Genomic DNA, 20369 nt, shown 5'->3' on the forward strand with positions numbered 1-20369 from the left:
GGGTGCGCTAGGGGTAGGTGCCGCCAGTGCGGTCGACCAACCTGAGCGTAGGAGTGGAAAGGACGTAACGCTCATGCAGTACGCCTACCTCGGGCGAAGTGGGCAGAAGGTCAGCAGGCTCAACCTCGGCACGCTCAACTTCGGCCACCGGACTCCGCAAGACGAGAGTTTCGCGATCATGGACGCCGCCCTGGAGCGGGGGATCAACTTCTTCGACACCGCGAACGACTACGGCTGGCAGGTTCACCGCGGGTTCACCGAGGAGTTGCTCGGCGAGTGGTTTTCACTGGGGAGCGGACGTCGCGACAAGGTTGTACTGGGCACGAAGGTGTTCAACCCGATGACGGACTGGCCCAATGACCAGGGACTGTCCGCTCGCAACATCATCGCCTCCTGCGAGCAGTCCCTGCGGCGCATGCGCACCGATTGGATCGACCTGTACCAGATGCACCACGTCGACGAGCACACCACGTGGGACGAGATCTGGCAGGCGATGGAAACGCTGACCACACAAGGAAAGATCCGCTACGCCGGCTCGTCCAACTTCGCCGGGTGGAACATCGCGGCGGCCCAGGAACGGGCCGATCGCCGGGGTTACTTCGGCTTGATCTCCGAGCAGTGCGTGTACAACCTCGTCTCGCGCGAGGCCGAGGCCGAGGTGCTGCCCGCCGCCAACGCCTACGGGGTTGCGGTACTCGCGTGGTCGCCGCTGCACGGCGGGTTGCTCGGTGGCGCGCTGCGCAAGCTGGCCGAGGGCACCGCGGTCAAATCGGCACAGGGCCGGGCACAGGTCGCGCTGCCCCGATTGCGCGCGCGGCTCACCGAATTCGAGTCCTACTGCGACGAGATCGACGTCCCGCCCGCCGGGGTCGCGCTCGCCTGGGTGCTGTCCCGAGGCGTCACCGCGGCGGTGATCGGACCGCGCACCATGGCGCATCTGGATGACGCGGTGCGGGCCTTGGATCTCCACGTGTCCGACGAACTGTCGCAACGACTGGACAAGATCTTCGACGCCTCCGTCCGGGTCGCGGGCTGAGGGGGGCCGGCGATGGAGATCATCGGACGAGGATTCCTGGCCCAGAGCCACCTTCCGCTCGCGGCGAAGCACCCGGACGTGATCCTGGTCGCGGCCGGCCCTTCGAGTACGCAGAGTTGTGAACCCGCGGAGTTCGAGCGCGAGTTCGAGCTGATGGGCGGGGTGCTGGAACGGGCCAAACGTGATGACCGGCAGGTCGTCTTCTTCTCCACGGCCTCGCATGCGATGTACGGACACACCGACGCGCCCGCGACCGAGTCCGGCCCCTCGACACCGGCGAGCGTGTTCGGCGTGCACAAGAAGAAGCTGGAAGACACCGTCGCCGCCAGCGGGGCTCGTTGGCTGGGCATCCGGCTCAGCCACGCGGTCGGCGGCAACCAGCGTGCGCACCAGCTGTTCCCGTACCTGGTGCGGGCGGTGCGCGCAGGCAGCGTCCGCGTGTTCCGCGACAGCCACCGGGACCTGCTCGACATCGACGACGTGGTCGCGGCGGTGGACGCGCTGCTGGCCGCGCACTGCACCGACGAGGTGGTCAACGTGGCGTCCGGCTCCCCTTACCCGGTCGAGCGGCTCGCGGCGGCGATCGAGGCGGAGCTCGGCGTGCGCGCGCACCGCGAAACGGTCGACACGAAACCGATGAAAACGCTGGTGTCGAACGAAAAGCTCCGACGCCTCGCACCGGACTTGTCCTGGGGACCGGCCGACGAGGACTACCTGCGCCGGCTGGTCGCCAAGTACGTCAGCCACTACTGACCGGCCCTCAACGCGTCGCCTCACGGCTGGTCGGCGGGCGCTGAGCGCTCTCGGCAGCCCACTGTGACCGGCCTCACCTTCGCCCGGACGCACGCCGGTCGGGGCGGGGTTCCTGGCTCTCGGATTTCTAGGCTCGACTAGAAATTCCAGGACCCCCTGCGTAAAGTGACCTGCGTCTCAGCTGCTGTCCGTTCGCGGTGGAAGGAGGCGCGGATGTCGACGGTGACGCCGCGCGAAGAGCGCGTACGCGTCGGCGGGGTGCTGCGCGCCGTACGGGCGCTCGGTCCCGTCGACATCGCGTTCGCGGCTTCCGTAGACCGCGCCACGGGCACGTTCGTGCTCGACCGGTTCGACGGCGCGCGCACCGACCTGCTGCGGGACCTGGTCATCCCCATGGGCGAGGGGGTCGGCGGCCGCTGCATCGCGCTGGAACGGCCGGTGTTCGTCCGCGACTACGTGGCGGCCAAGGGCATCACGCACCGCTTCGACGGCGCGGTCGCCGGTGAGGGCCTGAGCGCGATGTTCGCCGTGCCGGTGAAGACCGACGGCGTGGTGCGCGACGTCGTCTACGGCGCGGCGCGCACGTCGGTGGTCTTCGGGGAAGGCCTGATCGACCAGGCCGTGGACCTCGTGAACCGCCCGCCCGTGCCGGAACCGCCGAGCCCGCGGCGGCGTTCGGCCGGCGACATCGCCGCGGAGCTGGCCGAGATCGCGGCCGCGGTGCCCGATCCCGCGGTGCGCCACCGGCTCACCGAACTGAGCGCGAGCCTGTCCGGGCTGACCGGGAAACCGGTGGAGGACGACCTGCCGGTCCGGCTTTCGCCGCGTGAGCTGGACGTTCTCACGGCCGTCGCGATGGGCCACTCGAACGTGGACGTCGCGCGGCGGCTCGGCCTGACCGTGCAGACCGTGAAGTCCTACCTGAAGAGCGCGATGGCCAAATTGGACAGTCACACTCGCGGCGAAGCCGTGTACCGCGCCCGGAGGGCCGGCTTGCTACCGTGACCGCGGTGGGGAGCCTGACGGCCGGCGGGTCCGGGGACGTGCCGGTGACCCGGGCCGAGCGCAAGCGGGCCGAGCGGGTGGCGCGCATCGAACGCGCGGCGGCGCGCGTGTTCGCCGACCAGGGCTACGAGGGCGCGAACTTCGACCTCATCGCGGCCGAGCTCGACCTGCGCGGCGCCAGCCTCTACTACTACGTCTCCTCGAAGGAAGAGCTGTTCCTGCGCTGCCTGCGCCAGTCGGCGGCCGACGTGTCCGCCCGGCTGCGGGCGATCGCGGAGGCCGAACCCGAGCCGAGGGAACGGCTGCGGCGGCTCTTCCGCGAACAGGTGCTGATCGAGGTCCGCGACTACCCCGAGTACGTGCCGCTGTTCTTCAAAGCCCGTGTAAGCGTGCCCGCGCTGCAGGAAGCCGTGCTGGGGCTGCGACGCGAGCACGCGACCGTGTTCGAGGAGACGGCGCGGGAACTCGGCACGGACCCACGCAAAGCCCGGCTGTGCCTGGAGATCGCCTACGGCACCCTGGCCTACCTGCCCGACTGGTACGACCCGGCCGGTGACGTGAGCCCCGCCGAGCTGGCCGACGAGCTCGCCGAACTGCTGGTCGCGCCGTTCCTTCGCCAGGACGACTGACCACCCCCACTCGTGGGTATCTGCGCGACCCCGCCGCGCCTACCGTTGGTCCGGATGGCCCAGTCTCCGGCCGGGCCCGACGATCCCGTGCTCCCGCCGCCCCGAGGCGGGGAACCCCGAGAACAGGTGATGCACCATGACCGCGACCACCACGAACTCCGTGCGGGGTGGCCAGCACGCCGACCACGGGTACGAGCTGCCCTGGGCCTTCACCCCCGAGCACCTGCAGTGGCGCGACACCGTGCGGGAGTTCACCGCCGAGGTGGTGGCGCCCGAGGCCGGCCGGCGCAGCATCGAGTCGAGGTTCGACGCGGACCTGGTCCGCGCGGCGGGCCGGCTCGGCGTCTTCGGCCTCATGGTGCCGGCCGAGTTCGGCGGCGCCGGCGCGGACCTGCGCACGCTGTGCCTCACGATCGAGGAACTGGCCACAGCGGACTCTTCGCTGGCGGTCACGGTGCACGTCCAGGCGATCTGCGCCGCACTGCTGGCCCACTTGGCCCAGGACCGGCCCGAGCTGTGTCGCGAGATCCTGCCCTCGGCCGCCACCGGCGAGACGTTCATCTCCATCGGCCTCACGGAGCCGTCGGGCGGGTCGGACGCCGGCAACATCACCACCGTCGCGCGCCAGGACGGCGACGGCTGGATCATCAACGGCGCCAAGCAGTTCATCACCAACTCCGGCACCCCGTTCTCGCGCTACGTGATCCTGCTCGCCGCGGTCGGCGACGACGAGCGCGGCCGGCCGCCGGTCTCGGCGTTCCTCGTGCCGCTCGACGCGCCGGGCGTCACCGTCGGCAGGGGGTATCCGAAGCTGGGCTGGCGCTCCTCCGACACGCATCCGCTGTTCTTCGACGACGTCCGCGTGCCGGGCGACGCGCTGCTGTCCGAACCGGGCCGCGGCTACCGCGACGCGCTCGAGTTCCTCACGTGGGCGCGGCTGCCGATCGCCGCGATGAGCGCCGGGCTCGCCCGCGGCTGCCTGACCGACACCCTGCGCTTCGTCACGGAGCGCTCGTCCTTCGGCAAGCCGCTGGGCCACCACCAGGCGGTGGCGTTCCAGACCGCGGACATCGCCGCGCTCGCCGCCACCGCCCGCACGCTGACGTACGACGGCGCGTGGAAGTACGATCACGGCTTGTCGATCAGGGAGGCCGCCGCCACGGCGAAGCTGGTCGCGTCGGAAGCCGCGAACAAGGCCGCCTACCTGGCGACCCAGCTGCAGGGAGGCTACGGCTTCATCGAAGAGACGGCCGCGACCCGCCACCACCAGGACGCCCGCATCCTCACCATCGGCGAGGGCACGTCCGAAGTGCAGCGGATGCTGATCGCGCGTTCACTGGGGCTGGCCGTTTGAGCAGGTGCCGATCGATCGAACACACAAGGGAGTGTGCCCGTGGCCGACAGTGTGGAACAGCTGATCTCCGTCCCGTTGCAGGAACTTCCCCAGCGGTGGCGCTCGGCGAGCCGGGCCGAGGAGATCGCGGGCGCGCGGGCACTGCACGATCGCGACCCGGACGAGTACTGGGCGTGGGCCGCGGGCAAGCAGCGCTGGATGCGGCCGTGGGACGAGGTGCGCAGCGGTGACCTGCCCGAGTTCCGCTACTTCACGGGCGGCCTGCTCAACGTCGCCGACAACTGCGTCGACCGCTGGGCCGAGGACCCCGCGACGGCCGACCGCGCCGCCGTGGTGTGGGAGGGCGAGCCGGGGGACACCCGCACGGTGACCTACGCCGAGCTCGCCCGGGAGACCTCGGCGCTGGCGGCGGGGCTGCTGGAGCTGGGCATCGGCAAGGGCGACGTGGTCGCGATCTACCTGCCGAACCTCGTCGAGGCGTTCACGGCCATCCACGCGTGCAACCGGATCGGCGCGATCTACACGGTGTTGTTCTCCGGCTTCGGCAAGGACGCCGTGGCCGCGCGGCTCAAGGTCTCCGGCGCGAAGGCCGTGGTGGTCGCCGACGCGTCCTACCGGCGCGGGAAGCTGGTGCCGCTGCTGGAGACCCTGCGCACGGCCCGGCCGGGCCTGCCCGACCTCGGCCACGTCGTGGTGCTCGACCGCACCGGCCGCGACCTGCCGCTCGAAGCGGGCGAGGTCTCCTACGCCGACCTCGTCGCCCGCCACCCCGAAGGCACGCCGGCCGTGCCGCTGGAGGCCAACGACCCGGCGTTCCTGATCTTCACCAGTGGCACGGAGTCGACGCCGAAGGGTGTGGTGCACTCGGTCGCCGGGTTCCTGGTCGGCACGTGGGCCAACGCCTACTGGCAGGCCGGGCTCGAGCAGGGCGACGTCTACTGGGTGGCCGCCGACGTCGGCTGGCTGACCTTCCCGATCCAGGCCGTGATCGGCGGGCTGGCGTGCGGGACCACGATCGCGTGTTACGAGGGCGCGCTCGACACCCCGACGAAGGAACGCTTCTACGAGTTCTGCGAACGCCACGAGGTCACGCAGGTGCTGGCCGCGCCGACCGTGCTGCGGATGCTGCGCTCGTTCGGCGAGGACCTGTGCGCCGCGCACCCGCTGCCGCACCTCAAGCTGATCACCGTGCAGGGCGAGCCGCTCGACGCCGAGACGTTCACCTGGGGCGGCGCGCACCTGGACGTCCCGATCGTGAACGCCTACGGCCAGACCGAGACCGGCTCGACGTGGACCTACCCGGTCACCGGCGTCGACGCGCTGAAGGCGGGCTCCGCCGGTCGCCCCCTGCCCGGCCACCACTGCGAGGTCGTGGACGACGACGGCGTGCCGGTTCCCGCCGGTACCAAGGGAAATCTGGTGATCACCCGCCCGTTCCCCACCTTGGCCCGCACGGTGTGGGGTGATCACGAGCGGTACCTGTCGGCGTACTTCAGCCAGTACCCCGGCAAATACAACACCAAGGACGAGGCCGTCCTCGACGCCGACGGCCACCTGTGGGTGCTCGGCCGCGCGGACGACGTCATCAACGTCGCCGCCCACCGCATCTCCACGATGGAGATCGAAGGCGTCGTGACCGCCCACGAACGCGTCGCGGAGGCCGCCGTGGTCGGCGTGCCCGACCCGACGAAGGGCACGGTCCCGATCGCCTTCGTCACGCTCCTGGCCGGAGCCGACGCCGACTCGGTGTCGGCCGAGCTGATCCGCCGCGTCGGCGAGGAACTCGGCGGCTACGCGCGGCTGGCCAAGGTCTATCCCGTCACGGCGCTGCCCAAGACCCGCACGGGCAAGACCATGCGGCGCCTGCTGCGCGACGTTCTCGTCGAGGGCGCTCCGCGCGGCGACACCAGCGCGATGGAGGACCCCGGTGCCCTGGACGCGGTGCTGACGGCGGTGTCCGCGGCCCGCTGACCTTCCCCGCCTTTCGGAGCCGTCGGCCCGTACCGGTGGCGCGTCCGGTTCACCGGGAGCGTGCGCCGGGCGGGGCGGCGCGGCTGCCCGATAAGCTGGCGCCGTGGCCGAGGGGCGAGAGGTGTCGACCGTGACGATCTGGAACGACGTGATCAGTTTCGTGCGCCTGCGTTACGAGGTGCTCGAGGACCACGACGGCTGGCTGCGCTTCCGCCTGCCCACCGAGGACGGCCGCAGCCAGCAGGCGACCGTCCACCTGCTGCCCGACCACGGTGGGGTGGCCTGGGCCGAGCTGTCCTCGCCCGTCGGCTGGGCCGACCGCGTCGATCTGCGCCGGCTGCTGGAGCTCGTCGGCGAGTCCGGCGTCGGCGGTGCGGCCGTGGTCGACGGTGTGGCGCTGATCAAGCACGCCGTGCCGCTCGCGTCGCTGGACATAGAGGACGAGCTGGACCGGCCGTTGCGCGCCCTGGTGGCCCGTGCCGACCAGCTCGAACACGACCTCGGGCAGGGCGACGAGTTCTGATCGCCGGCCGGCAGCTCGTGCTGAGTTTCAGCTCGAAACGCGGGCCCGTTTCTTCGCGCGCACCGGCGCCGCCAGCACCGCCAACGCGACCAGCCCCGTGAGCGCCATCCCGCGTTCGACGAGGCCGAGCGGGATGAGCAGCCACCAGCGTTCGTCGTTCATGGCGGCGACCGCCACGGCGCCGAGGATGATCGCCAGCCAGCCGAGCGACAGCACGGCCAGCAGCCGCGCGGCGAACCGGCGGCGCGGCGAATGGGGGAAGGTCGTGCGCGCGGCCACCAGAATGGCCAGCGGCAGGCAGACGAACGCGACCACGCTCGCCACCCGGTGCAGCGTGCCGCCCGCGGCACCACCGGTGGCGGTGGCCCAGTTGGTCTTCGGGAACGCCACGATCACGAGCAAGCCGATCGTCCACAGTGCACCGAACACGGCCGAAACCACTGGCAGCCGCCGTTGCAGCCGCAGCACGGCGAGCGTCACGGCGGAGCCCACGGCCACGAGGACCACCGCGAGGTCGAACACCCACTTGTTGTCCGAGAGGCCGTACTCGCTGATGGTCCGGCTGGTCACGCTGATCTCGTCGGTGGGCGGCACCAGTTGGAGGAGCAGGACCAGTGCGGCGCCGATCGCGAACGCGGCGATGCCGGCGATCGACAGCAGAGCGGGGCGGCGGTCCTCGGCGAGGGCGGTCATCCTTCGAGATTAGCCAGGACGGGTATGTGCCCGCTGTGAGCGGATGATCCCGTACTTCCGAAGGTTACCCCGGGCGTTTTGCATCGATATGGTCGTTCGCTGCCGAAGCGTCCCAGCTTCGGCTCGGCTCTGGGAGGTCCGCGAACGTGGGGAATTCACCTCTTTCACAACGACTGTCACTCAGAAGATCCAGACCATGGGTTCTGCTGGCCACGGCCGGCGTCCTGGCGGGGACGTTCGTCGCCCTGCCGACGTCGGCCACGGCCGCGCAGAACGTGGTGCACGCCGACCGCGCAGTGGTGCGGTCGTGTTTCGCCGCGCTCCAGCCGGCCGGCGCGCCCGGCACCGACCGTCGCGAAGTCGCCTCGACGGTCGATGGCCTGGTCCAGGCCCGCCTGACGCCGGGTGCCGGCGCCGAGGGCGACTGGGACCTCGCCGTGTTCGACAAGGCCACCGGGGCGCTCGTCGCGGCCTCGGCGGCCTTGCGCAGCCATGAGCTCGCCGAGAGCTTTGTGAAGAAGGGCCAGCAGCTCGTGATCCAGGGCTGCCGGTACGCGGGCAACGCGAAGGAGGCGAAGCTGGGTGTCGACTTCCTCGCGCTGACTCCGCAGGGCACCCCGACCGGATCCGCCGCGCCGGCCCAGCGCGCCGAGCTGGTGCGCGTGCACACGCCTTCGCGCGCGGACAAGAACAAGCTCCTCGGACTCGGCCTCGACGTCACCGAAAAGGGTGATGCGACCGGCGTCGAGGTCGTGCTCGCCGGCGACGCTGACCGCCGCACGCTCGCGGCGAGCGGGCTGAAATCCACCGTCGTCGAGCCGGACCTGTCGGCGAAGTCGATCCGCGACGCGAAAACCGACCGCGAGTACGCGGCGAAAACGACCTCCTCGGTGCTGCCGTCCGGCCGTACCAGCTACCGCCATCTGTACGACTACGAGTACGAGATGAAGGAGCTCGCGCGCAAGAACCCCAAGCTGGTCAAGGCGTTCACGCTGCCGGAGCCGACGTGGGAGGGCCGCGACGTCGTCGGGCTCGAGATCGCCACGGACGTCGCGAACACCGCCGACGGCAAGCCCGTCGACTTCACCATGGGCGTGCACCACGCGCGCGAATGGCCGGCCGGTGAGACCACGATGGAGTGGGCGTACCAGCTGATCAACGGCTACGCCCACGACACCACGATCCGCGGGCTGGTCGGCAAGACGCGCAACATCATCGTGCCGATCGTGAACCCCGACGGCTTCTCGATCTCCCGCGAAGCCGAACCCCGTGGGGATTTCACGAGGTTCGACTATGAAATGAAACGTAAGAACTGCAACTCCGCCGACTCGCCGCCGCAGTTCGCCACCGGCGTTTGCAAGGCGAACCCGGGCGGCGCGCAGCGCGGCACCGACCCGAACCGCAACTACGCCGGCTTCTGGGGCGGCGGGGGAGCGGGCCTGTCGTGGAGCAGTGAGACGTTCCGCGGTTCGGCGCCGTTCAGCGAGCCGGAGTCGCGCAACATCCGTTCGGTCGTGTCGTCGCGGCAGGTGACGAACCTGATCACCTTCCACACCAACGCGGCGCTCGTGCTGCGTCCGCCGGGCGTCGCCGACGTGCGCCCGCCGCTCGAGGACCCCGTGTACCGGGCGCTGGGCGACAAACTGGCCTCCCACAACGGTTACACGAACGAACCGAGCTGGGCGCTCTACGACACCACCGGCACCACGGAGGACTGGTCGTACTGGGCCACCGGCGGCTGGGGCTTCACGATCGAGATCGGCGGCGCCGGTTTCCACACTCCGTACGAGGTCGGGGTGGTCGCCGAGTACGCGGGCCTGGCCCCGTCGACCGGCGCGGGCAAGGGCGGCAACAGCGGCGCGCTGATGGAGATGCTGCGCAACACCGCCGACCCGGCCGCGCACTCGACGCTCATCGGCACCGCGCCGAAGGGCTACCAGCTCAAGCTGCACAAGACGTTCCAGACCCCGACGTCCCCCGTGCTGCAGCCGGACGGCTCCACCAAGCCGCCCGTGTACGTGACCGACAACCTCAACTCCACCTACACCTCCACCGGCGGCCGGTTCGCGTGGTCGGTGAACCCGTCGACGCGGCCGTACGTCGCGGGCCGCTACGGGCGCGACCCGCAGGGGCCGGCACAGGCCGGGTACGCCGTGACGAACCCGGCTGGCGTGCCGCCTGTGAATGAGTCCTACCCGGACAACCCGGCGTCGGAGAGCTTCACGTTCCACGTCGACGGGTTGCCGAAGGTGGACAACGGGAAGTTCAGCGTCGACGTCAACTGGGCCAACCCGGACACCGACTGGGACCTGTACGTGTACGACGCCGCGGGCAACGCCGTGACGTCGTCGGCCAACGGCGGCACCACCTCGGAGCACGCCGTGCTGTTCGACCCGCCCGCCGGTGACTACCGCGCGGTGTTGGTGAACTACGCCCAGGCCGACCCGGCGCAGGTGGACGACTGGACCGGTGGTGTGTCGTTCGCGTCGCCGGTGCCCCCGACGTACGGACCGAAGGAGGCCTACCAGCTGACCTGCACCAACGCGAAGGGCAAGCTGGCCGGCATCGCGGACGTGTACCTCGACCGCGGCCAGACCATCGACGTCGGCGAGATCTGCACCAACTCGGCGCGCGCGGCGAAGAACCGCTCGCACGGCTGAGGTTTCGGTCCGTGAAGGGTTCGCTTTCGGGCCCTTCACGGACCTGCTCAGCCGGTCACGGCCAACGCGACCCCGAGCACGACGAGCACCGCCCCGACGACCCGGTTCAGCACCGGCCGCGCCCGGTCGTACCAGCGTTGCGTGGCGGGGGAGGAGAACAGCAGCGCCACGGACAGGTGCCACGTCGCCGACGCCAGGACGATGAGCGCGATCGCCGCCACCTTCGTCGCCGTGGGTTCCGTCGGCGGCAGCGTGGCCGTCAGCACGCTCCCGAAGAACACCGCGGCCTTGGGGTTGGTGACGTTGCTCAGCATCCCCTGCCCGAACGCACTCCTGCGCTCCGGCAGCGGCTCTCGGTCGGGTGCTCGTTCTTTCAACCAGAGCCTGATCCCCAGCCACGCCAGGTAAAGCCCGCAGACGATCCGCAACGCGGTCGCCAGCCACGGCGTCGCCGCGAGCAACGCCCCCAGCCCGAACACGGCGACCGCCGCCAGCAGCCCACCCGCCACCACCACCCCGGCCGCCACGGCCACCGCCGCCCTGCGCGACCCGGCCGCCGCAGTGTGCGCGATGAGCACGAAGTTCGGCCCTGGCGTCACCGCCGCGGGCGCGTAGACGAGCAGCACCGTGCCGAGAGTCGCTGCTGTGTTCACACCGCCATCCTCTCGCGGACTGCCCTGGCTGCCGGAGGGCGGGGGACTGCCGCGCCGAGTTCGGCTGGGGCGCTGGCGGGGGCTGAGGGCGGCGCGGGTCCGGGCCGTCAGGTCGAGTTTTGCTGCTTCGCGCGTGCGTGTCGGGCGGCGGGGGGCGCCCCGGTGGCGAATTTCGGCAGTGCCCGTGCCCGTGCCCGGGCACCGCCGCGCGACCCTGCGAGGCGCGGGCGAGATCCCGCGCCGCCCGTAGCCGACGCCGCGATCAGGCGGCCCGACCACTCCCCACGACCTGCCCCCGCAGCGTCCGCAGCGCGTTGTGGTCCACAGTAGACGGTTCGGCTGACAGCCAGCCGCCGATTTCGTGCAGGAACTGTTCCGGCGTCATGGGCGGGGCGCCGTCGGCGTAGTCGGCGTCGTCGGCGGTGGTGATGGCGCCCGCGTGGCTCGGGTAGACGATCATGGCGCCGCGCAGGGCGATGCCGGGCAGCAGGTCGCGGTAGGAGTCGAGGCTTTCGGCGAGGCGGGAGCCGCCGCCGCGGAAGGGGCGGCCGTTGCGGAGCAGGCGGCCGTCGTCGGCGGTTTCGTAGTGGCCGGGGAGCCATTGTTTCGACTCGATGAGCACGAGGCGTTTGCCGCACAGCACGGCGTGGTCGACGTCGGCGAAGACGGAGCCCGGCCAGGCGAGGCCGTGGAAGATGCGGGCGGCGAGCAGCTGCGTCAGGTAGCGCTCGAGGAGGTCGGCCGTGAGGCGTTCGGCGAGCTCGTCGGCCTCGACGCCGGGGCTGCCGAACACCGCGCCGCCGCCGAACTCCGCGGCGAACTCGCTGCGGGCGCGCCGCGCGGCGAGGTAGCCGCGGGCCAGGCGCTGCACCAGCAGTGCTGTGCCGGCCGTGAGCACCAGCCACACGATGAGCACCGGCGGCGTGAAGTCCACGCCCAGGACCAGCGGCGCCAGCACCAGCACCATCCCGGCGACGGCCGCGACCACGGGCGTGTGCCCGGGACCGCGGCGCCGCCCGTGGCGTACGCGCGGGTCCTGCGCCGCGAACTCCCACCACTCGAGCTCGTCCGGCTCCAGGTCCAGCGGCTCGGGCACGAACCCGGGCTCCTCGCTGAACCGGCGGCGCTTCGGCTTCGCCGGCGGGCGCGCGTGCACGGTCGGGACGCCGGCGTCGTACGCAGCGCGAGCGCGGGGATCACTCAGCGTGTCGTAGGCCTCGCGCAGCAGCTGGAACGTGCCGACAGTGCCGCCCGCGTCGGGGTGCAGCGTCTTCGCCAGCCTGCGGTAGGCAGCCTTGATCTCCGGGGGCGACGCCGTCTTCCCCACGCCGAGCACCGCGTAGTAGTCGACTTCGGGCACGTTCGCGTTCCACCTCCGAATGGCTGCCGCGCAACGATATGGGGTCGGTGATCGCCCTCGGCAACCGCCTCCGCGGCACGCCGGGGTGAACCCCGTTCATCGCCGGGCGCCAGTGACCACAGTGGACAGTGCGGACCACGGCCTGGCTGCGCGGTGTCGCTCGATCGGGTTCCGCTGCGTGATCGATCGGGTGGCCCGGTGTGATCTACGCCGTAGACTCGCGGGTCTACGGTGCAGACTCCGCGGGGTGCGCAGACTCAAGACCGCCCGGCGGTCCGAGATCGTGGGCGCGGCCTGGGAGCTGGCGGCCGAACGCGGTCTGCCTGCCCTGTCCATGCGCGGCGTCGCCACCCGGCTCGGCCTCACGCCCATGGCGCTGTACGGCTACTTCCGCAGCAAGAACGACCTTCTCGACGGCATCGCCGCCCAGCTGCTCAGCCTGCTGCCCGCGCCCGCAGCGGACCTCGACCCCTTCACTCGGTTGCGTGAACTCGCCGGGGGAGTGCGGGCGGTCGCGCGCGAGCATCCCGCCGTGGCCGGTCTCCTGTTCACCCGTCCGGCGGCGAGCGAGCGGTCCCTCCTCCCGGCTGAACGCGTTTACCAAGCCCTGCTGGACGCGGGCGTGCCCGAGGCCGAAGTCCCGCGCCTGGAACGCCTGCTGTCCACGTTCGTCCTCGGCTACGTCCTCTCGGAGGTCGAAGGCCGCTTCGCCGCGAGCACCCGCCTCGCCCGCTCGCGCCGCGTCGGGCTCGGCCCCGCCGACCTGCCCGCCCACCACCGCCTCGGCCCGCTGCCGCACCACGTCGACTGCGACGCCGAGTTCGCGAAAGACCTCGAAGACCTGCTGAAGATCGTCGAGGCCGCCACGAAGTGACGCTCAGGCTCGCACGGCCGTCCGCCGGGGTTCGCGGCGCTCGAACACCAGCTCCCGCGCCGTGCCCAGGGCCGTCGTCACGGCGCCCGCCAGCACGGCGTCGGACCCCAGCTGCCCGGCGACGATCTCCGGGGCGAACGGTGTCGTCGCGGTCAGCGCGCGTCGCATCGGCCCGGCGAGCAGCGCCGCGTTGCTCCCGATGCCGCCGCCCAGAACGATGAGCCCGGGGTCGAGCACCGCCGTCACCGCGGCCACCACGTGCGCCAGGTGCGCGGCCTCCTCCTCGACCACGCACAGCGCCCGCGGATCCCCGTCCGCGGCCGACCGGAAGACCTCCCGAGCGCTTCGAACGATCAAGCCCAGTGCCCGGGCGCGCGCGACGATCGCGTGCGCCGAAGCGACGTCCTCCATCGGCCCGGGCCGGTGAGCACGCGCCCCGGAAACACGGGCGCCCGCGGGCAGGTCCGCGATCTCACCCGCCGCGCCGTGGGCGCCCCGGAACAGCTTCCCGCCGACCAGCACGCCCATCCCGATGCCGGTGCCCACCGTGAGGCACACCAGCACGTCCACGCCCAGCGCCGCCCCCAGCGCGTGCTCGCCGACCGCGCACAGGTTCGCGTCGTTCTCCACCACGAGGCCCGAACCGTGCGCGCACAGCCGTTCGGCCAGCGTGTGCAACAGCCCCTTGCGCTCCCACCCCGGCAGGTTCGGCGCCCGGTGCACGGTTCCGGTGCGCGCGTCCGGAATGCCCGGCGTGCCGACCACGGTGGCCACGACGTCGGCCGCCTCGAGTCCGGCCGACACGACCGCGCGGCCCACCGCGTCGCCGACCGTCTCGACGAGCGCACTGCCCGAACGGCACCGGTTCGGCTCGTCGAGCCGCGCGACGATGCTCCCGTCCAGATCGGCGACGGCTACGCGGATCGAACGCCGGCCGGTGTCCACGCCCACCACGTGTCCGGCCTCCGGCGCCACGCGGTAGACGACGGCGGCGCGCACCGGCCCCGACGGGCTGTGGCCGGTGGCCCGGACCAATCCGCACTGCTCCAGATCGAGCAGTGCCTGGCCTACGGTCGGCTTCGAAAGCCCTGTGTCCGCGGCGATCCTGGGCCGGGTGGCCTCACCGCCGGTGCGCAACCGGTCCAGCACCAGCCGCTGGTTCAGCTCGCGCATGTTCGCCGGTGTGCCCACCTGCGGCCCTGCCATGCTCCCCGCCACCCCTCGCCGTTTCCACAACTTTACGAACGCGGCTCTTCCGACCCCGCAAATCTTATGTTAAGAAGCTTTACTAACTATTGGATGGAGGCACGACGTGAGCTCACCCACCCGTTCGGGGGGTTCCGGAACGGCGGATCTTCCACGGACCGGTCTCGAACGCAAGATCGGGCCGCTGCAGGCGACCGCGATCAACATGACGCAGATGTGCGGGATCGGCCCGTTCGTGACCATCCCGGCGATGGTCGCCACGATGGGCGGCCCGCAGGCGATGTTCGGCTGGATCATCGGCGCCATCATCGCGTTGGCCGACGGCCTCGTGTGGGCCGAGCTCGGCGCGGCGCTGCCCGGCGCCGGCGGCACCTACATCTACCTCCGCGAAGCTTTCCAGTACCGCACCGGGCGGCTGATGCCGTTCCTGTTCGCCTGGAGCGCCGTGCTGTTCATCCCGCTGATCATGTCCACGGGCATCATCGGCCTCGTCCAGTACCTCGGTTACCTCATCCCGGGCGTGGTCGACGACGGCGGCGTGACACCGCTCGGCAAGATCATCGGCATCGTGATCATCGCCGTGATCGTGCTGGCGCTGTTCCGGCGCATCGGCCAGATCAGCAAGCTCACCACCGTGCTGTTCGTGATCATGCTGTTCGCCGTGCTGACCGTGATCGTCGCGGCCTTCTCGCACTTCAGCGGCGGCCAGGCGTTCGCCTTCACGCCCGGCGCGTTCGGCTCGGGCGGCGCGTTCTGGGGCGGCCTCGGCGCCGGCCTCGTGATCGCCATCTACGACTACCTCGGCTACAACACCAGCGCCTACCTCGGCGGTGAGGTCCGCAACCCGGGCCGCACGATCCCACGGTCGATCATCTTCTCGATCCTCGGCATCATGGCGCTCTACTTCCTGCTGCAGGTCGGCGTGCTCGGCTCGATCCCGCTCGACCAGCTGAAGAACGCCACGTCGGTCGCCTCCACCGTGCTGGAGCAGGCGTGGGGCACGGTCACCGCGAAGGTGATCACCGTCTTCATCATCATCGCGGCCATCGGATCGGTCTTCGCGGGCCTGCTCGGCGGCTCGCGCGTGCCGTTCGAAGCCGCGCGCGACAAGGTGTTCCTGCCGGTGTTCGCCAAGCTGCACCCGAAGCTGAACCTGCCCACCGCCGGCGTGCTGACGATGGGCGTGATCACCGCGATCGGTTCGCTGTTCACCCTGACCGACGTGATCAACGCGGCCGTGACCGTGCTCGTGATCATCCAGTCGCTGGCGCAGGTCGCCGCGATCTGGGTGCTGCGCCGGCGTCAGCCCGCGCTGAAGCGGCCGTACCGCCAGTTCCTCTACCCGATCCCGACGATCATCGCGCTCGCCGGCTGGGTGTACATCTACATCTCCGCCACGACGCTCTCGATCATCCTCTCGGTGGCGTGGATCGTGCTCGGCGTCGTCGCGTTCCTGATCTACGCGGCGGCTGAGAAGACCTGGCCGTTCGGGCCGAAGGAGATCCGCGAGGAGTTCGTCCTCGCGCAGCAGCAGCCGACCGAAGAGGGGCTTGAGGCATGAGGAAACCGCTCGTCGCCGGGATCGCGGCGGCCGCCGCGCTGATCCTGGTCCCCGGGGTGGTGAGCGCGACGGCGTCGGCCCAGGCGCCCGCCGCGTCGCCCCAGCACCACGCTCCGCGTGAGCAGGGTTTGTCCACGATCGGCACCTCCGGCTGGCAGGTGCTCACCACCGCGAGCGTGAAGGACGGTGGTGACCGCGTCTCGCAGCCCGGGTACGCCACGAAGGGCTGGTTGCCGGTCAAGTCCGACGACGCGGGCGCGCCGGGCACCGAGATCAACGCGTTGGTGCAGAACGGCAAGTGCCCCGACGTCTTCTACTCCGACAACATGCGCAAGTGCTTCGGGTACGTCGACAAGCTCGGCCCCGTGACCACGAAGCCGTTCTCCGACCCGTGGTGGTACCGCACGGACTTCGACCCCGGTTTCGTCAAGGGCAAGAACGGCGAGCTCACGATCCCGGGCATCGTCGGCGAGGGCGACGTGTGGGTCAACGGCACGCTGGTGGCGGGCAAGGACGTGGTGAGCGGCGCGTTCGCCGGCCATACCTTCGACGTGACCAAGCTGCTGAAGCCGGGCAAGAACACGCTGGCGATCAAGGTCTACCCGAACAACCCGCTCACGATGTACACGCTCGACCAGGTCGACTGGGGCCAGATCCCACCGGACAACAACACCGGCATCCAGTACCCGCCCACGCTGCAGCTGTCCGACGCGCTCACCGGCGACAACGCCCACGTGGTGCAGGACAACGCCGCCGACCTGTCGACCTCCTCGCTGACGGTGAAGGTCGACGTCACCAACAACGCCGCCTCGGCGCAGACCGGTGACGTCACGGCCACGGTGAACCCGCCGTCGGGCGCGCCGATCGTGGTCAAGCAGAGCGTGAAGGTCCCGGCACACGCCAAGCAGACGGTGACGTTCACGCCGGCGAAGTTCGCCGCGCTGAAGATCCGCAAGCCGCAGGTGTGGTGGCCGTACTCGATGGGTGCGCAGCCGCTGTACACCTTGGACACCTCGGTGGCCCAGGGCGGCGTCGTGTCCACGTCCTCTTCGGACACTTTCGGCATCCGCACGGTGACCTCGAAGCTCGTCGGCAAGTCGGCACCCCTGCCGCAGGGCTCGCGGCTGTTCGCCGTGAACGGCAAGGACTTCGTGTTCCGCGGCGGCGGTTTCGCCCCGGACCTGTTCCTGCGCTACGACAAGGCCGACACCGCGCACCAGATCGCGCTGATCAAGAACATGGGCCTGTCCGGCGTGCGGCTCGAGGGCCACGACATGCCGCAGGACTTCTACGACCAGGCCGACCGCGCGGGCCTGCTGGTGATCGGCGGCTTCCTGTGCTGCGACGCGTGGCAGCCCGAGGACGCCTCGAAGCTCACCGATCGCGACTACCGGATCATGCACGACTCCGCGTACTCGATCGCGCAGCGCGAGCGCAACCACCCGAGCGTGTTCAACTACGGCTGGAGCGACAACGAACCCGTCGCGCGCCAGGAGTCCGAGACGCTGAACGCGTTCTCCGAAGCCGATTTCCAGGTGCCGGTGATCGCCTCGGCGGAGTACAAGAGCACCCCGACGCTCGGTGTCTCCGGTGAGAAGGAAGGCCCGTACGACTGGGTCCCGCCGGCCTACTGGTACGACACGTCGCACTTCGACTCCGGTGACTCCAGCCGCACCAACGCCGGTGGCTCGTGGGGCTTCGCGAGCGAGCAGAGCGCCGGGCACACGGTGCCCACCTTGGACTCCATCAAGCGGTTCCTCTCGCCCGAGGAGCAGGCGAAGCTGTGGCAGGACCCGGCGTACAACCAGTACCACGCGAACTTCGAGCCCGACCACGGCGGTTATGCCTTCGGCACGCTGTACACGTTGGACAACTCCATCACCCAGCGCTACGGCAAGTGGGACTCGCTGGAGTCCTATGTGGAGTCCGCGCAGGTCGCGAACTACGAGAACACCCGTTCGCAGTTCGAGTCCTTCATCGCGCACTCGACCGACAAGGACAACCCCTCGACCGGTGTCGTTTACTGGCAGCTGAACAAGGGCTGGCCGACACTGCTGTGGTCGCTCTACAACGACGACGGTGACCAGCCGGGTGCGTTCTTCGGCGCCAAGAAGGCCAACGAGCCGCTGCACGCGATCTACGGGTACGACAACGGTTCCGTGACCGTGGCCAACCTCGGCGGCGGCACGCAGGCCGGCGTTTCGGTGCAGGCCAAGGTCTACGACACCGCGGGCAAGGTGCTCGACGACCAGACGGCGAAGAACGTGTCGCTGAACTCGCAGGGTGTTGTCACGGGCCTGCTCAAGCCGAAGGTGCCGGCCGAGACGAAGGCGCCGGCCAAGGCGCAGGTGTACTTCGTGGAGCTGCAGGTGACCCAGGGCGGGAAGGTCGTGGACCGCAACGTCTACTGGCTCTCCACGCAGAAGGACGTCGTCGACTGGAACAAGACCCTGGGCGAGCCGCAGGCCACGCTCAGCCAGTACAGCGACATGTCGGCGCTGCGCGACCTGCCGAAGGCGCAGATCGGCGTCGAGAGCTCGACGAAGCACGTGGCGGGTCCGGACGGGGCCGACACGGCGACCACGGTGACGGTGACCAACACGTCGAAGACGCCGTCCGTCGGGTTCTTCCTGCGCGCCGACGTCCGCCGGGGCACCGCTTCCGGTGGCGTGGCGTCCGGCGACAGCCAGCTCGCCGCCGCGACGTGGAACGACAACGACATCACGCTGTGGCCCGGCGAGTCGCAGACGCTGACGGTGACCTACCGCTCCGCCGACCTGCACGGCGCCCCCGCCGTGATCAGCGTCGACGGGTTCAACACCGGCAACGTGGTCGTGCCCGCCGCCCGCGGTTACGGCCACCACGGTGACCACGCCGTCCGCCCGCCGGCGATCGAGGGGACTCGCGAGTGATCCTGGGTATCGACTTCGGCGGCACGAAAGTGGCGCTGGGGCTCGCCGATGACGCCGGAACCCTGCTGGCCACGCGCCGGCTGGACACCGACGCAGAGGCGGGGGCCGAGCAGGTGGTGACGCGCGCCCTCGCCGGGGCCAAGGCCCTGGTGGCGGACGAGGGCGCGCGCGTCGACTCGGTCGGTGTCGTCAGCCCCGGGATCGTCCTGGAGGACCGGATCCTGCTCGCGCCCAACGTGCCCGGGTGGGAACAGCTGCACCTGCGCTCGCTCGTGGAGGCCGAGTTCGGCGGCGCCCCCATCGCCACCGGCACGGACGCCAAGGCGGCCGCCCTGGCGGAATGGGAGTTCGGCACCCTCGCCGGCGCCGACCCGGCGGTCTTCCTGTCCCTCGGCACCGGCATCGCCGCCGCGGTCCTCATCGGTGGTGTCGTGCTGTCGGGCGCCAACGGGGCCGCCGGCGAGATCGGCTACAACCTGCTCGCGCCCCAGGACACCGACGCTTTCGCCAGCGGCTCCGCGCCGCTGGAGGAAGCCGTGGGTGGGCGGGGGCTGGGCCGCCGGGCCGCGGAGTTGCTCGGTCGCCCGGTGACGGCTGCATCGCTGTTCGCGCTGGCTCGGGAGAACACGCAGGCGAAGGAACTGGTCACGTCGGCGCTGGACGAGTTGTCCATGCACGTCGCCAATCTGGCCATCGCGTTCGATCCCTCGCGGATCGCGGTGGGTGGCGGACTCGTTCGGTCGGCCGACGTGTTGCTGCCGGCCCTGCGCGACCGGCTGGCGGGCGCGGTGCCGTTCCCGCCGGAGCTGGTGGCGGCGCGGTTCGACCAGGACGCGTCGTTGCTCGGCGCGGTGGCTCTGGCCATGCGGCTGGGTACGGGGGGATAGCTGCCCGAAGGTGTGCCGGTGCCCCGACCCGGCACAGCTTCGGGTACCCACGTTCTGAGGGGCGGTGCCGTTTTCGGTGCCGCCCCTCAGGCGTTTGTCCACAGCGGGCCCGAGTTGTGGACAGCTCGGCTCCTTTTCGGCTCGGGCCCCGTTTTTGTCGGGGGTGGCCGATAGAATGGACAAGGGGACGCCCCCCAGGGAGGGCAGGGTTCCGGCAAAGTCGTTGGTGTTTTAGGGGTGGATGCCGAGCAGGGTGAGTGGTCGGGTGGTGTCTCGGGTCATGTGGCGTAGT

The 20369-nt window shown here is 70.7% G+C and carries 16 protein-coding genes; 12 read left to right on the forward strand and 4 right to left on the reverse strand.

Annotated elements, in window-relative coordinates:
* Nucleotides 1-73: 73 nt before the first annotated feature.
* The 7 genes from ABZU76_RS35225 to ABZU76_RS35255 all read left to right on the forward strand — a co-directional run bounded on the left by ABZU76_RS35225 (nt 74) and on the right by ABZU76_RS35255 (nt 7271).
* On the forward strand, nt 74-1036 hold the full coding sequence (locus ABZU76_RS35225) for an aldo/keto reductase (protein WP_354877507.1): 963 nt from the start codon (nt 74-76) through the stop codon (nt 1034-1036).
* A gap of 12 nt (nt 1037-1048) precedes the next feature.
* Nucleotides 1049-1789, forward strand: coding sequence for an NAD-dependent epimerase/dehydratase family protein (locus ABZU76_RS35230; RefSeq protein ID WP_354877509.1), 741 nt, complete (start codon nt 1049-1051; stop codon nt 1787-1789).
* Nucleotides 1790-2002: 213 nt separating this feature from the next.
* On the forward strand, nt 2003-2794 hold the full coding sequence (locus ABZU76_RS35235) for a LuxR C-terminal-related transcriptional regulator (RefSeq protein WP_354877511.1): 792 nt from the start codon (nt 2003-2005) through the stop codon (nt 2792-2794).
* 5 nt (nt 2795-2799) lie between these two features.
* Nucleotides 2800-3423, forward strand: coding sequence for a TetR/AcrR family transcriptional regulator (locus ABZU76_RS35240; protein WP_354877513.1), 624 nt, complete (start codon nt 2800-2802; stop codon nt 3421-3423).
* Between the two features lie 136 nt (nt 3424-3559).
* Nucleotides 3560-4777 carry an acyl-CoA dehydrogenase family protein gene (locus ABZU76_RS35245; protein WP_354877516.1) on the forward strand — a complete coding sequence of 406 codons (1218 nt, stop codon included), beginning with the start codon at nt 3560-3562 and terminating at the stop codon, nt 4775-4777.
* A 39-nt stretch (nt 4778-4816) separates the two neighbouring features.
* The gene (locus tag ABZU76_RS35250; protein ID WP_354877519.1) at nt 4817-6748 is read left to right on the forward strand and encodes an AMP-binding protein; all 1932 of its coding nucleotides are present in this window, start codon (nt 4817-4819) and stop codon (nt 6746-6748) included.
* 130 nt (nt 6749-6878) lie between these two features.
* Nucleotides 6879-7271 carry a hypothetical protein gene (locus ABZU76_RS35255; protein ID WP_354877522.1) on the forward strand — a complete coding sequence of 131 codons (393 nt, stop codon included), beginning with the start codon at nt 6879-6881 and terminating at the stop codon, nt 7269-7271.
* 27 nt (nt 7272-7298) lie between these two features.
* Here the strand turns inward: ABZU76_RS35255 and ABZU76_RS35260 are convergent, their stop codons facing one another.
* Nucleotides 7299-7964 carry a DUF998 domain-containing protein gene (locus ABZU76_RS35260; protein WP_354877525.1) on the reverse strand — a complete coding sequence of 222 codons (666 nt, stop codon included), beginning with the start codon at nt 7962-7964 and terminating at the stop codon, nt 7299-7301.
* Nucleotides 7965-8167: 203 nt separating this feature from the next.
* Between ABZU76_RS35260 and ABZU76_RS35265 the strand changes: the two genes are divergently transcribed.
* On the forward strand, nt 8168-10624 hold the full coding sequence (locus ABZU76_RS35265) for a M14 family zinc carboxypeptidase (RefSeq protein WP_354877549.1): 2457 nt from the start codon (nt 8168-8170) through the stop codon (nt 10622-10624).
* A 47-nt stretch (nt 10625-10671) separates the two neighbouring features.
* Here ABZU76_RS35265 and ABZU76_RS35270 read toward each other — a convergent pair whose 3' ends face one another.
* Both ABZU76_RS35270 and ABZU76_RS35275 read right to left on the reverse strand, forming a co-directional pair.
* Nucleotides 10672-11277, reverse strand: coding sequence for a LysE family transporter (locus tag ABZU76_RS35270; RefSeq protein WP_354877528.1), 606 nt, complete (start codon nt 11275-11277; stop codon nt 10672-10674).
* A 262-nt stretch (nt 11278-11539) separates the two neighbouring features.
* On the reverse strand, nt 11540-12637 hold the full coding sequence (locus ABZU76_RS35275; RefSeq protein WP_354877531.1) for a DnaJ domain-containing protein: 1098 nt from the start codon (nt 12635-12637) through the stop codon (nt 11540-11542).
* A 247-nt stretch (nt 12638-12884) separates the two neighbouring features.
* Between ABZU76_RS35275 and ABZU76_RS35280 the strand changes: the two genes are divergently transcribed.
* Nucleotides 12885-13511, forward strand: a complete 627-nt coding sequence (locus tag ABZU76_RS35280; protein ID WP_354877534.1) for a TetR/AcrR family transcriptional regulator — start codon at nt 12885-12887, stop codon at nt 13509-13511.
* 3 nt (nt 13512-13514) lie between these two features.
* Here the strand turns inward: ABZU76_RS35280 and ABZU76_RS35285 are convergent, their stop codons facing one another.
* A complete protein-coding gene (locus ABZU76_RS35285) occupies nt 13515-14717 on the reverse strand; it encodes an ROK family protein (RefSeq protein WP_354877537.1) in 1203 nt (400 codons plus the stop codon).
* Between the two features lie 106 nt (nt 14718-14823).
* Here ABZU76_RS35285 and ABZU76_RS35290 point away from each other — a divergent pair, with 106 nt between their 5' ends.
* Genes ABZU76_RS35290 through ABZU76_RS35300 form a run of 3 tightly spaced genes read left to right on the forward strand, consistent with a single transcriptional unit; the run spans nt 14824 to nt 20077 of the window.
* Nucleotides 14824-16278 carry an APC family permease gene (locus ABZU76_RS35290; RefSeq protein ID WP_354877540.1) on the forward strand — a complete coding sequence of 485 codons (1455 nt, stop codon included), beginning with the start codon at nt 14824-14826 and terminating at the stop codon, nt 16276-16278.
* A complete protein-coding gene (locus ABZU76_RS35295; protein WP_354877543.1) occupies nt 16275-19190 on the forward strand; it encodes a beta-mannosidase in 2916 nt (971 codons plus the stop codon). The genes ABZU76_RS35290 and ABZU76_RS35295 overlap by 4 nt, the downstream gene beginning before the upstream one ends.
* Nucleotides 19187-20077: an ROK family protein gene (locus tag ABZU76_RS35300; RefSeq protein WP_354877546.1), complete on the forward strand. Its 891-nt coding sequence runs from the start codon at nt 19187-19189 to the stop codon at nt 20075-20077. The genes ABZU76_RS35295 and ABZU76_RS35300 overlap by 4 nt, the downstream gene beginning before the upstream one ends.
* The last annotated feature ends 292 nt before the right edge of the window (nt 20078-20369 follow it).

This window comes from Amycolatopsis sp. NPDC005232, from assembly GCF_040607795.1.
GTDB lineage: Bacteria > Actinomycetota > Actinomycetes > Mycobacteriales > Pseudonocardiaceae > Amycolatopsis.